Consider the following 13,137-nt stretch of genomic DNA (forward strand, 5'->3'; position numbering starts at 1 on the left):
AAATATAACGATAAGTTTTAGTAATTATAATGAATAACAACAATACGCCAATTGCAGCAGTACAAACCCACGCAGAGCATATTAAAAAACGCATTGCTTCAATTGATATCATGCGTGGTATCGTGATGCTTATTATGCTGCTCGATCACACGCGTGAGCGCTTTATGTATCACAACCAGGTCTCTAACCCGATGGACTTGAGCGATACCAGCACGGAAATGTTCTTCACGCGTACGCTTGCTCATTTGTGTGCGCCAACCTTTGTCTTTTTAACCGGGTTGTCGGCGTGGCTGTATTCACATCCCGCCAACAAGCCTTATCGTAGCCCCACTTCATTTTTGGTTAAACGTGGTTTGTTCTTAATCTTTATTGAGATTGCGTTAGTGAATTACTCATGGCTTGGCAGCTATGACGTACTTTATTTGCAAATAATTTGGACCATTGGTGTGTGTATGGTGCTGCTGGGACTGTTAGTACATGCTAACTACTGGGTGATTGGCGCAGTCGGCTTTGGTCTATTGTTCTTTAACCGTTTACTTGACCCTATTAGTTTTGAGGCTCATGAGTTGGGTTATAGCTTGTGGACTATTCTGCATGACGGCGGCTGGCTGGTCGAGAATGGGCCTGTGCAAGTGCGTGCTGGTGGCTTCCCTGTACTGGGTTGGTTTGGCGTTATGTGTCTTGGCTATTTTATTGGGCCGTTGTTTTCTAAAAACGCAAATTCAGATAAACGCCAAAAAGTACTGTTTATCAGCGGCGTCGCTGCACTTGCATTAATTGCATTTTTACGTGGTTTTAATATTGCTGGTGAAGAGTTGCCTTGGGTTGTGGGCAATGATTGGCTTGAGAGTTTCAAGTCCATGATTAATTTTTCTAAGTACCCGCCATCACTTGGCTTTATGCTATTAACCCTTGGTTTTATGCTATTGATTCTGGCTGCATTAGAGCGCGTAAATAATCGTGTGAGTCAGGTGGTTGAGTCATTTGGTTCTGCGCCTATGTTTTTCTACATTTTGCATTTGTACGTATTACTTGTGGCGTATGCTGTGCTTGAGGCGGTATTTGGTGCAACTAAAGTCAAAGATTTTGGCTGGAATCAAGGCATGTATTATGGCTTTGACTCGGTCGGCCAGATTTGGCTCGCCACCACAATATTAGCTGTATTGCTGTACTTCCCAACCAAAGCATTTTCTGATTACAAAAAACGTACAACTGTGTGGTGGGTGAAATATCTGTAAATATTAGTCGGCCTGTAAAGTAAACAGTTGAACCAACCAAATCAAGTGACCCTGTGTATATCTCGAGGGTCGCTTTTTTTTGGTTTTGTTTAACTGTATGGAGTTAACTGGCAGTTTTGCATTAGGTTTAAATGTTTGATGTCTCAAATGTCGAGCATAGCATTTAGACTGAGTTAGTTGTTGGTTATACTTGATTAAACAATGAGCAAGGCTGATGGCAAGTAACTTGAATAGCGACACCAAATGGAGGAGTTTTGTATGCGCGTTAGCGATATTATGACTGCAAACCCAATATGCATAAGTGATGCAGCGAGCTTAAAGGATGCTCATTTGTTGATGCAAAGTCGCAGTGTTAGGCATCTGCCTGTGATTTCTGAGTCTACTGGGGAGTTTGTGGGATTGCTCACCCATAAGAAGATGATTTCAATAGTCCTAACCACGCTTAACAAATATGGTCAGGGCGCGCTTGATAGAAAAGAGCGCTTTGTGCCCATTGCGGAAATCATGGAAACAGATGCACAAAAATTAGGATTAGATGAGCCACTTACGGTTGTAGTGCAGTACTTTATCGACAATAAATTGGGCTGTTTGCCAGTAATTGATGAGCACAACAAGGTGCAGGGCATTGTGACATCATCAGACTTTGTGAAGTTGTGCCAGGTGTTATTGGTCAAGCAGTCTCTATAAACCCAGCTACATACTAGCTAGAGGCAATCTTGATCGGCAATAGGGAGCAGCGGAGTGAGTCATAGCGAAGTGGCTGGCATGTTTTGGAATAATCTAGAGTAAAGATTTTGGAACATCACTGGCGGCAAATTATTGCTGCAAGCAACAAGCTAAAGTCGTGGGATTCGACTTTTTATTCTAGAGTTAATACAGGGGCTACTTACATCTGCTTTAGCGTTGATAGGTGCAGTTTACCCATTGTTAGTAGGCATGCATTAATACTCTGAAAGTAATAATCAAAACTATTCTATAAGGATTAGGCGTCCCAATACTTCTATTTATGCTGTGGGGCTCAATATGAAGTGGCTAACGCATCTGATTGCAGGCTTGTTATTGCTAATATCAGGCTATGGAGTGTCAGCTGAGCTGGTATTTATTCATAGTTATCATTTTGAATACCCTTGGGTGGTCGAATATCGCGAGGGTTTTAATCGTGTCATCGCTGATGCCTCTGTGCATGAGTTCGAGATGGATACCAAACGTCGACCGCCTAGTGAGTTTGCACAAGTCACCGAGCAAGCTTGGCAGTTTATTCAAGCGAAACAGGCCGATGTGGTGGTATTAGCCGACGATAATGCATTAAAGCATGTTGGCCCCAAATTAGTAGAGCATCGGATCCCGTTCGTGTTCCTTGGTATAAATGCTAACCCTCGTCAGTACATTGCAATGACTGAATTTTCCTCTGGTGTATTAGAGCGCCCTTTGCTCAAGCGCTCAGCAGTGCTAGTGACTAAGGTTATGCCTAAAGTGAAAAAAGTGCTGGTCATGATGGATAAGTCTGTTACGTCAGATGCAATTATTGATAGCAGTTTCGATAGTCAGCTGCGCCAAAGTCTGTCGGGTGTCGAAGTCGATATAGTCGGGGCTCAAGATTATTCCCATTGGCAGCAACTGGTTGAGCGAGCGCCGGAACAAGAGTTTGATGCGATTATTGTTGGCGTATACGCAAGGCTTAAAGAGCATGGGCGGCACGTGCCGATTGATGAAGTCACGCGCTGGACAAGCGCAAATAGTGAGCTCCCGGTATTTGCCTTCTGGTCGTACTCGGTAGGTAAAGACAAAGCCATTGGCGGCTTGCTGATCAGCGCGTTAGAGCAGGGCGAAACTGCAGCTTCCCATGTGAATACTTTTTTACGGACGGGCAAAATGCCAGCTATTGCCACTCCTAAGCGTGGCGCGTTTGTGTTTAGCCAAGCTGAGCTAGCGCGATGGGGTATTGTGTTGCCAGCCGATATCAAACAAAAAGCTCAGATAAAAAACTGAATTGGCTTGGCATTATGAGCTTGTGGTTAGCTATTATTTGCGACTTAAGTTGAGTTAGCGTGATAAGTAGATTGAGCATTGGCACGTGATTGCCTAAAATACGCCAAGATTTTACTTATTGGATAACACCATGACTGAGACAACTAAGCCTGAATTGCCAGATCAACTTTCGATTAACCCACGTAGCCCACACCATGTTGCTGAAATTTTCCAGTATGACATTGGTATCAAGGTAAACGGTAAAGAGCGTTTTGATGTTGAAGAATATTGCATCAGCGAAGGTTGGGTTAAAGTGGCATCAACTAAGGCCCTAGACCGTCGTGGGCAGCCGCTATTGATGAAAGTAAAAGGCGAAATTGAAGCTTTTTATAAGTAAGTATGTAATTACTTGCTTCGATAAATAAAAAAACGAGCCAATTGGCTCGTTTTTTTGTTGGGCTAAAGGGTAAATTTTAAGTTTACTCTGACCCAAAAGCTAAAAGTTTAGCGTTAGAAGTCACTTTCATAGCCTTTAGGTGGAGGCGTCCAGCCGCGTTCTTCACTGTTGTGCCTGTCAATTCTATCTTGCTGCATCGCTTCTTTAATGATGTCTTGCAGTTGCATAAACAGTTTGCGGAAGTCTTGATCGTATTGCTCGCCCTCAGTGCCTTTCAACCAGTTCTCATATAACATGGTTGAGGTGCGTTCTTCACTGCTATTAAAGGCGTGCTTCTTTTGTTCAACCAAGAAAGGGTGCATGCCCAATGAGGTTAGCGCTTCGCCGCCAAGTTCAAGTGCAGAGTGATAAGTCTCGTTAATGATGATGTCGGCGCCAGCTTTACGCAGCTCATAGTTATGGCCTCTATCAAAAGCACGTACGAGTATCTTCACGTGTGGATAGGTATGTTTGACATAGTGCACCAGCTCTTTGGTGTTTTCGCGATTATCAATGGCGATAACTATCATCGCCGCCTCTTCAATGCCTGCTGTGTGCAGCATTTCAGGGCGGGTAGCATCACCAAAATAGCTCTTGATGTCTATCTGTCTTAAGTTATCTACCTGAGTAGCATCTAAGTCCATCACTACGGTTGGTACATCATTGGCGACTAACAAGCGGTTAATGATTTGCCCGAAGCGGCCAATACCGGCAATGATGACTTTGCCTTTTTCTTCAATCTCATCAAAAGGCTTATCGTCAGCTCTAGCTTGGTAGCGAGGTAAGATAACCTTGTCGAATAAGATAAATAGCATAGGGGTGAGGAACATGGACAGTGCGACAACTAGTTGCAGTATGTTGGCTGTCTCGATTGGAATAACGTGGTTTTGAATGGTAAAGCTTAAGAGTACAAAGCCAAACTCACCCGCTTGCGCTAGACTCAGGGCAAACAACCAACGGTGACTGTCTTTAATCTTAAAGATGATAGCTAGTCCCCAAAGTACCAGCGCTTTTAACACCATAACTCCAAGAGTTAGACCAATAATGAGCGCGGCATTGCTTGATAAAATGCCAAAGTCGATACCTGCGCCAACTGTGATAAAGAACAGGCCGAGTAGCAAGCCTTTAAATGGTTCGATATTGGACTCTAGCTCATGCCTGAACTCACTATTTGCCAGTACTACGCCCGCTAGGAAAGTGCCTAAAGCGGGAGATAAACCTACCAGGCTCATAAGTGCAGCAATACCAATAACAATTAGCAGCGCCGTCGCGACAAAGATTTCACGTAGCCCTGATTTCGCCACATATTGGAATAGTGGGCGACTGACGAACATGCCAAGGAACACCACACCAGAGATGCTGCCTAAAATTGCTAATGCATAAGCCCAGGTAGGCAAGCCTGCAACCAAGCTTAGTTCTTCATGATGCTCTGCTGCAGTTTGTGCGTGTTCGGCGGCTGCAACTAGCTCTGGCAAAGCGAGCATTGGAATAAATGCCAACATAGGGATCACGGCAATATCTTGCATCAAAAGCACTGAAAATGCGCTTTGGCCGCCCTCTGTTTTTGTTAAGCCTTTTTCGTTAAAGGTTTGCAGCACAATCGCTGTGGATGAGAGTGAGAAGATCAAACCTATTGCTAATGCCACTGTGGGGGCTGATTAAAAGCAAATGCGATAGCCGCAATCAGTAGGGCGGTGACACTCACCTGTAGGCCGCCAAGGCCAAGTAAACGATGGCGCATTTGCCACAGCATTTGAGGCTGCAGTTCTAAACCCACAAGGAATAACATCATCACCACACCAAATTCAGCAAAGTGCTGAATTGCGATGGTTTCTTGGCCGACGACACCGGCAATCGGGCCAATGACTACACCCGCTATAAGGTAGCCAAGTACTGAACCTAGGCCGAGTTTTTTAGCCAGCGGTACGGCGATAACTGCTGCAGCAAGGTAGATAAATGCCTGAATAAAATAAACTGTCATGGCTAGGCTCCCTCGCTGCTGGTTTTATCTGAATACAGCTCGTTAATGATAACGAGCTGTCGTGCTTCAACGAGATCGATTGCACCTTGATGTAGCTGATTGAGTACGCGGTGCCAAAGCTCAAGGTGATTATCGAGTCGATTGTCATTAGTCGCGGTGCGGCTACTAAAAAGCGCGAATGGTGGCAGGTAGTTCATACCGGTAATGTTGGCGGTTTGCTCCAGAGGTTGCAGTAATTCACGCACCGTAAAGTGGTTATAGCCTTCGGCTCGATAAGCTTGTTCTTTACCGCCAGCACTAATTGCGCACATGAAAGTTTTACCTTTAAGTGCAGTGCCTGTTGAGCCGTAGGCATAGCCATATTCCAGCACTAAGTCTTGCCACTCTTTAAGAATTGATGGCGTGGAATACCAGTAAAATGGGAATTGGAAGATCACTACGTCATGTTCGTTCAAACGAGTCTGCTCTTTGTCGATATCAATGTTGTAGTCAGGGTATTCTGCATACAAGTCGACAGCTGTAACAAAGTCGAGCTTCTTGGCAAATTCAAACAATGGTGAATTGACCTCTGAGCGGTGCTTAGATGGGTGCGCGAATAGTAATAAGATTTTTTTATTCATGTGCTTGATAACCTTAGCGAGGCGTTAGCTGCAGTACATTAACTTTAGACCCTCAAGCAAAGCTGTGCTGATAAAAATTGGGTCAGAGTAAACTTGGCAAATTTTAACCATCATGTTTTAAAAGCACCGTTAAATCAACAAACTGCTATCCCGTATACTTATTGTTATTAACATTTGGGTCAGAGTAAATTGTAAAGATTACGACTTTATTGCTCGGGTGAATGAGTCAATCGGTTATTAAATCGACCCGTAAATAAAAACTGCCATGATTGCTTCGCAATTTTCACCAACATGACTTTTATTCATGTTGAGTCTCTGTAGAATCCGCGCCTTGTTGATTTTTGTTATTGCTCGAGTGTTTTCATGATTGATATGGCTTTACTACCTCTCTATTTGAGTGCGGTAGTGGCTTTGCTGCTTATTCCTGGTCCTGACATGCTATTGATTGCCAGCTCAAGCCTTAGTTATGGCAAGAAGGTTGGTGTATATGCCAGTTTTGGCAATGCTACCTCGGGTGTGATCTTGACACTGCTTGCTGCACTGGGCGTGTCAGCATTGGTAGCAATGAACCCGATGGCACTTGAAGTCTTGCGAGTATTGGGCGGTGCTTACTTATTAAAAATGGGTTGGGATTGTATGCGTTCTGGCGCAGCTGATACGCCAGAGGTAAGTTGCCAATCTAATTTGGCTAAACAGTTATATAAGCGAGCAGTGTTCAGTAACTTGCTTAATCCAAAAGCACTCATCTTCTTCGTATTGTTTTTACCCCAGTTTGTTTCATCTCAATTGACGGCTAGCTCTGGTGAGCAGATGTTAGCGCTAGGCTTGCTGCTTAATGTTATGGGATTAAGCTTTAACTTATTGCTGGTGGCACTAGTTGGAACCCTAGGTAAACCTTTGCTCAAGAATGAAAAATTCCGCGCTAACCAGAACAAGTTTATGGGCGTGATTTTCTTTGTGTTAGCTATCTGGCTGCTAGCCTCTCAAGTCCAAGGTGTTGCATAAACTTAACCCTTTAACTCTGACCCAGGTAAAATTGGGTCAGAGCAAAATGTTAAATCTTAATCTTTTATTGTGGTCTATACCTTATTTTTAATCTTATTATTAGATTAGTGAGAGTGCAGAGGTTGGCGCCTTTGCATTTGGGGTAGAGTAGCATTTGGGTCATAACATTTGGATCAAAGTAAACTTGCAGCCAAGTTCTGTTGAGTTCTTTTTGTGTTTTGCTAGAGGAAGCGAGCTTCTGCTTCTAACTCGCCTTTGCATGAGAAGTTGCGCTTACTGCGAGAGCCTCAATTCTGGACATAAATAGAGGATCGCCAATGGCAAGCCCTTTGTGCGTAGCAAGAGTAATATCAGCTACTATGCTGGTATCAAGCTGTTGCTTCACTAGTTGTTGATAGGCAGCAAGTCTTGCTCGAGGGCTATTGGCAAGCGCAAGGTACACCTCGTGGGGCGCGCAAAGTTCTGAATGTTTTCCTTTGGCGTTAATTTGGTAGCTTGACCATTTATAATCATCGGGTGAGCTTACCATTCCTGCTCTGACTGGGTTTAGCTCGATATAGCGATAGACCTGCAGCAAATAAGCCTCGGTTTGTACCAGGCTAGATTTGAATCTTCCTTCCCATAGCGTGCCGCTACGAGAGTATGTTTTATTGATGTATCGTACATACTGTCTGCCAAGCGCTTGCATCATCAAGCTAATACCATTGGTTTGTCTTGGTGTGCACAACAGATGCACATGATTGGTCATAAATACCCACGCGTGGATATCTACCTTATATTCGTGAGCATATTGTTTTAACCAGTGGCTATAGGCAATGTAGTCTTGCTCGTCAAAAAAGCAGGCTTGGCGATTGTTACCGCGCTGGATGATATGAACGGGAATATCGTTAGGTGTGAACCTCAGTGTTCTGGGCATATGCAAGTTCCGTTTGCAAAAAGAAGTCGAAAGTATAGTCGATAAATTCGAATTCACCCTGACAACTTTTGGTTATTAATATCTATCCATCAATCACGCCCAAAGTGTCAAAAAACTACAAAAATTGAGTCGAGTAAATTCAATAAGTTATGAGTTTACTCTGACCCAATTATGCTGTTTGGTTAGAAGTATTTTACCCAGCCGATGTTGGTGCGGCGCTTGAATGCCGCGAAGGTTTTTGTTGGCCAGTAAAGGACAAAGGTGAGGGCGAATGCACATAGCCAAACTTGCCAAACGCTGGCAAAGCCCAGGTAGTCTTGACCATAGTATTGCGTGTTGGTACCGAAGATGGCGACCGCTACCTTGTAGACGATTAACAAGGTGTATAAGTGGATGATGTAGAAGAACATGGGCGCTGAGCCAAAGGTGTTTAGCGCATCCAGTAACTTGTTATCTGCGTTTTCAAGCCAGGCTAACACCAATAACCCAACGCCGACGCCAAGTAATAAGAACGCCAGTGACGGTGGGTACTTGGTAAAGTTAAGCATGTCCATTACTGTTTGCGCCATTGTCCCTTGGCTTGCCCAAGGCAGCGTTTCACCATAAAGGTTAAATCCGCGTAGGATTGCTAATGTGCCTAAGCTTGCGAGGCCTAGCATTAGCAGCTGTTTACGTCTGGTTTCGCTGGCAACGCTTGGTGAGAATAGGGGCCCTAGCGCCCAACCCACCATAATCACACCTATCCAAGGCAATACAGGATATGAAATACGGATCTTCAGCGCACCTTCGCTAATTAAATAGCCTCGGTCGTGCAAGATAGTCCAAAGGCTGTAACCCCATTCATTCGGAGCGAACTGAATTGGTGTGAGTAGGTTGTGACCAAATACGATTAGCAGACCAATCATGCCGACCCAAACTCGCGGCAATTTCGATAAAAACGCGAGTGCGATCATGCTTAAACCAATCGCCCAAATGACTTGCAGGTAGAGGGTTTCGTAGTAACCAAACCAAGAAAAGTTGATCACGGTTGCTTCAAGTAAAATCAGAATAAGCCCGCGTTTTAATAAGAAATCTTGTGCGCTTCGAGGCTTGCCGTTGACAGGGTTGGCATATAGCCAGGCTGAAAGTCCGGTTAAGAATACGAAGATTGGCGCGCAAAAGTGTGCACTTAAGCGCGTAAAGAATAACTCAGGAGTTGTGGTATTAATATCCATTGGATCAGATACTTGCACATGTAAAAAAAAGCGCTCGCGCACATGGTCTACCAGCATGAGTACAATGACGATACCGCGTAAAATATCGATTGAGGCGATACGGCGCTTAAGCTCTTGTTGAGTCATAAATCTGATTCTCGAAACTACAGGGTGGCTAAAAACGAATCAGCAATGATACGTAGTATCATCACTGCCAGCAAGCGTTATGCTCGAGTTAGGTTGCGCCTGATTAAAGCCATAGATGATGAACAGTGCTCTATGAGGGCTTAGCAAAGGCTAGCGTTTGATATTGTCAGTTAACTCTACATCCTGCGTTATGTTAGCCATGTTTGTTGGAAGGCGTCCTGCCTTTGTTAGCATCTACACTCGATATTAGCTTGCAGGTTTCGCGCTTTTTACTTTGGATTTTAGGTTTTGCATGAAGGTTTTGAAATGAGGTATGAAATCTTTAAATAACTCATGTTTTCGCTCCGCCATCATCATTGGGCCTAGCAGTCGAAGTGCTAGCGTTAATCTCGGAGCTTGGCCTTTATCTATCTCGCTATGATCGCCAATGGCTTCGATAGTTTTAAATAGATCTTCTCTGTCTTCATACTCGAAACTGAGTGCTTTTATTGCCTGATTATCATCACTAATTTGTTCGACAATTACGCGATATTGATTGTGCTTTGCCATATAAATACCTCGATGTTTGATTGTTAGTTGCTGAACGCAGGCTTCAGCTGGTGAAGCTGTGTTTTTTCAAATTTACCATTAGCTCGTCAGAATGCGTTCAATCTTTGGTTTTACCGTATTAGACACAACTAGCATGATGACAAGTCCGACTGGTAGCGCGACGATAAAGGCATCAAACCAGGTCGTAAAAAAGGCACTATTGCTTAAACCTAGGTTGTTAGTGGTAGTGATAAACGCCAGCAATGCTTCCATGGTAATCGCCATTAACAAGCCGACTATAAGGTTCTGCATTACCGCTTTAAGGTTTGGCGTTAGATATTTGATCAGCTTAGTGAACAAGGTCATAAACACAAACCCCGCTGGCATGGCCGTTGTTGCAGCAAATAAAAATGAGCTTAACCATTGGCTAAAAAATAGTTCGCTAAACCCTAGATTCATGTAGGTCATGACGCCCGTTAATGTGCCTGCAATAGTGGACATTAAACTTGTCACAAGTAGTACCTTTAACCAAAGTGGTGTAGGTGATTGCTGTGAGTTAGATAAGTTAGTGTCGTGCATCAGTTCTGACATCGTTTATCCTTCTTTAATGTGGTTGATGTTGTCAACTATATTGTCATTGGTTGATATTGTCAACTAGTTTGTGATTTAATATCGTCAGAGTAAAAGGGATTGGCAATACGCTGCTGCCAGATATGTAAACAAAATCGAGACAGAGTTGATGAGTAAACCAGCTTCGCTAGAGAACATTTTTAAGCTACTGCATGCCGTGAAAAAGCAAATGCATCAACATATTGAAGAGGCAGACCTTGGTATCACACCAATGCATGTAAGAGTGCTTAAGATCATTGGTGGCAAGCCTGCGTGCACAGCAATTGATGTAGCTAACTTTTTAGGAAGGGACAAAGCGCAAGTCACCCGTCTTCTGAACACGCTAATGCAGCAAGAGTTAATCGCAAAACGTCCTAACCCTAATGATAAGCGTAGTCAGTGTTTATGCGTAACTGATGCGGGGAAGGAGGTACTTGCGACAGTTGCGGATATCGACCTAAAGGTGACGAGTAAAATGACTCAAGGGCTGAGTGATGAGCAGCAACTCGCTTTTGAGCAGACTGTATCCAAAATAATGGATAACTTGGGGAAGTAGAGCGAACTTCGAGTTGTGTAAATTCGCTCGCAGTATCTATCAGTTCTGAAACTTAACTTGATTTTGGATCATCATGGATTAAAAAGGCCTCTACAAGCATCATACTTGTTGCAGGCCTTTTGCTTTTTAGCAAAAAATGGAGTGATCAACTCATTGCTTTAATTTCTTGCTCTACATCTTTAAGCACAGCTTGTGGCGATGCTAAGTATTTAGAGTGATCAATAAAAATGGCATTGTCATTGAAAACCATCACCAGTGCCGGAAAGCTCTGAGTACCTAACACCTGCTGGATTTCTGCAATATCTTCAAGTGTTTGTTCAGCGTCTAGACTAAGCTCATTTTTAAATACCTTGCCTGATGGTGATAGCTTAAATTGCTCGGTAATCGTATTGAAGTTGTGCTTGCTATCTAGCGGATTTCCCTCAACAAAGTGAGCGTGTTGCAGGGCATTTAGTACATCCAGTTGTTTTTGCGGCTGCTTGGCTTGCAACCAACGCATAAAGTTAGCGGCTTTTATTGAGTTCTTCGGGCTGTTTACGTGTTGCAAATGCAGCTTGCCAAACTTCATCTGACTTGCCTTGATGACTGCATTAACCTGCTTTTCACCTGCGCAGTCTTTACCAATAAAGTGCGCTGTGTGCAGCAAATTAACCACCATTTTAGGGTATGCCGAATGTAACTCGTTAACGATTCGAGTCGCGGCGTAACTCCACGGGCAGTGGCTGTCGTAAACAAAATATAACTCAGTGCTCATTAGGAATGTTTCTTCAAAAAATAGGACTGGCGATCCTAGCGAGTTTAACGGTAATTCTCAAATAACATAGTGCAGCTTCTAACACCGCTTAGCTTTAAACATAGTGTAGCTTTCGCCACTTAAAGCCTTAGCACAACAAGTTTACTCTGACCCAAATGTTAATAAATGAGAGGTTTGAATTTTTATGTTCTAATTATTAGGCTAAAAACTAATTATTAATCTGGCTAGTAGATTAGGATTTAACAGTTTACTCTGACCCAACTTTAAGCTTCTAGCTCGGCGTCAGGGTCTGGTGCGCGCATCCTCTCCCACCATCGACTGTCGGCTACGATTTGACCTTGCTCGTCAACGGCTGGATATGGAATACGTTTACGGCGGCAGGCTTTGGCGTAAATAGGGTGGCCTTGTTCGAACAGCATGGTTTGGCAGTAGGCATCGTCAAGTTTGCGCTCGCCGTACATGCCTGCTAATTGGCGCTGGCGCTGAGCTTCATACATGATAAGCGCGCCAGCAACTGACACATTTAGTGATTGCACCATGCCAATCATGGGATGATGATGTGTTGGTCAGCTCCCGCAATGGCTTCTGGGCTGACGCCGTCGCGCTCATTACCAAGCAAGATGGCTGTTGGCTTGGTGTAGTCAATCTCACGAAAATCCACTGCGGTATCAGAGAAGGTTGTCGCAAGAATTTGCATATCTTGTGCTTTTAGCGCTTGCTTGGCGTCGCTAAAATCTGCGTGGCGCTTAGTCTTTACCCATTGCTGGCTGCCTGATGCGGTATTGCCCGATAACCACATTTCGTGATCTGGCCAAATCGCGTGAACCTGATGTATACCTACACTGTCTGCGGTGCGCACTACTGCAGCTACGTTATTCGCCTTGTGTACTTGGTCAAGGCAGACGGTTAAATCAACTTGACGATTATCAAGCATTTGATTGATGCGGGCGTAGCGTTCAGGACTCATGATTCTCTCTAAAGCGGATGTATAACAACAGGTATTAACTTAGGCGGTAAAGTCAGTACTGACTGTAGTTGCAGCTTTAGGCTCTGCTTCCAGCTATAGACAGTGCTTAAGACTGCGACTAAATTCGGCGGGCATTCTACGTTAAAACTGCATAAAACTCACCCATAAAAAATGCGGCTCGCATAGTTTTTGCACTAGTTTTTTGCACTAGTTATTGCA

The 13,137-nt window shown here is 43.9% G+C and carries 12 protein-coding genes and 2 pseudogenes; 6 read left to right on the forward strand and 8 right to left on the reverse strand.

What is annotated here, in order from left to right:
• Positions 1 to 29: 29 nt before the first annotated feature.
• The 4 genes from EXU30_RS14735 to EXU30_RS14750 all read left to right on the forward strand — a co-directional run bounded on the left by EXU30_RS14735 (position 30) and on the right by EXU30_RS14750 (position 3,603).
• The gene (locus tag EXU30_RS14735) at positions 30 to 1,238 is read left to right on the forward strand and encodes an acetyltransferase domain-containing protein (RefSeq protein WP_130601279.1); all 1,209 of its coding nucleotides are present in this window, start codon (positions 30 to 32) and stop codon (positions 1,236 to 1,238) included.
• A gap of 258 nt (positions 1,239 to 1,496) precedes the next feature.
• Positions 1,497 to 1,925 carry a CBS domain-containing protein gene (locus EXU30_RS14740; protein ID WP_130601281.1) on the forward strand — a complete coding sequence of 143 codons (429 nt, stop codon included), beginning with the start codon at positions 1,497 to 1,499 and terminating at the stop codon, positions 1,923 to 1,925.
• 336 nt (positions 1,926 to 2,261) lie between these two features.
• Positions 2,262 to 3,227, forward strand: coding sequence for an ABC transporter substrate-binding protein (locus tag EXU30_RS14745; protein ID WP_130601283.1), 966 nt, complete (start codon positions 2,262 to 2,264; stop codon positions 3,225 to 3,227).
• Between the two features lie 130 nt (positions 3,228 to 3,357).
• Positions 3,358 to 3,603 carry a DUF3297 family protein gene (locus EXU30_RS14750; RefSeq protein WP_130601285.1) on the forward strand — a complete coding sequence of 82 codons (246 nt, stop codon included), beginning with the start codon at positions 3,358 to 3,360 and terminating at the stop codon, positions 3,601 to 3,603.
• 113 nt (positions 3,604 to 3,716) lie between these two features.
• On the opposite strand, the pseudogene EXU30_RS14755 reads toward EXU30_RS14750, so the two are convergent.
• Positions 3,717 to 5,623 (reverse strand): annotated as a pseudogene (locus EXU30_RS14755) (monovalent cation:proton antiporter-2 (CPA2) family protein).
• Between the two features lie 2 nt (positions 5,624 to 5,625).
• On the reverse strand, positions 5,626 to 6,243 hold the full coding sequence (locus EXU30_RS14760; RefSeq protein ID WP_130601287.1) for an NAD(P)H-dependent oxidoreductase: 618 nt from the start codon (positions 6,241 to 6,243) through the stop codon (positions 5,626 to 5,628).
• 363 nt (positions 6,244 to 6,606) lie between these two features.
• On the opposite strand from EXU30_RS14760, the gene EXU30_RS14765 reads away from it, so the two are divergent.
• On the forward strand, positions 6,607 to 7,248 hold the full coding sequence (locus EXU30_RS14765; RefSeq protein ID WP_130601289.1) for a LysE family translocator: 642 nt from the start codon (positions 6,607 to 6,609) through the stop codon (positions 7,246 to 7,248).
• Between the two features lie 244 nt (positions 7,249 to 7,492).
• Here the strand turns inward: EXU30_RS14765 and EXU30_RS14770 are convergent, their stop codons facing one another.
• The 4 genes from EXU30_RS14770 to EXU30_RS14785 form a co-directional block, all read right to left on the reverse strand.
• Positions 7,493 to 8,164 (reverse strand): transposase, encoded by a 672-nt coding sequence (locus EXU30_RS14770; RefSeq protein ID WP_130601291.1) that lies wholly within the window; start codon positions 8,162 to 8,164, stop codon positions 7,493 to 7,495.
• Between the two features lie 182 nt (positions 8,165 to 8,346).
• Positions 8,347 to 9,504 (reverse strand): acetyltransferase domain-containing protein, encoded by a 1,158-nt coding sequence (locus tag EXU30_RS14775; protein ID WP_130601293.1) that lies wholly within the window; start codon positions 9,502 to 9,504, stop codon positions 8,347 to 8,349.
• 246 nt (positions 9,505 to 9,750) lie between these two features.
• Positions 9,751 to 10,053, reverse strand: coding sequence for a DUF3861 family protein (locus EXU30_RS14780; protein ID WP_130601295.1), 303 nt, complete (start codon positions 10,051 to 10,053; stop codon positions 9,751 to 9,753).
• 78 nt (positions 10,054 to 10,131) lie between these two features.
• Complete coding sequence (locus tag EXU30_RS14785; protein ID WP_207234074.1) at positions 10,132 to 10,623, reverse strand: DUF2798 domain-containing protein; 492 nt, start codon at positions 10,621 to 10,623, stop codon at positions 10,132 to 10,134.
• Positions 10,624 to 10,771: 148 nt separating this feature from the next.
• On the opposite strand from EXU30_RS14785, the gene EXU30_RS14790 reads away from it, so the two are divergent.
• Positions 10,772 to 11,197 (forward strand): MarR family winged helix-turn-helix transcriptional regulator, encoded by a 426-nt coding sequence (locus EXU30_RS14790; protein WP_130601297.1) that lies wholly within the window; start codon positions 10,772 to 10,774, stop codon positions 11,195 to 11,197.
• A 145-nt stretch (positions 11,198 to 11,342) separates the two neighbouring features.
• Here EXU30_RS14790 and EXU30_RS14795 read toward each other — a convergent pair whose 3' ends face one another.
• Complete coding sequence (locus tag EXU30_RS14795; RefSeq protein WP_130601299.1) at positions 11,343 to 11,951, reverse strand: DsbA family protein; 609 nt, start codon at positions 11,949 to 11,951, stop codon at positions 11,343 to 11,345.
• 263 nt (positions 11,952 to 12,214) lie between these two features.
• Positions 12,215 to 12,918 (reverse strand): annotated as a pseudogene (trmH, locus tag EXU30_RS14800) (tRNA (guanosine(18)-2'-O)-methyltransferase TrmH).
• Positions 12,919 to 13,137: the final 219 nt, after the last annotated feature.

Source organism: Shewanella maritima, from assembly GCF_004295345.1.
Classification (GTDB): Bacteria; Pseudomonadota; Gammaproteobacteria; order Enterobacterales; family Shewanellaceae; genus Shewanella; species Shewanella maritima.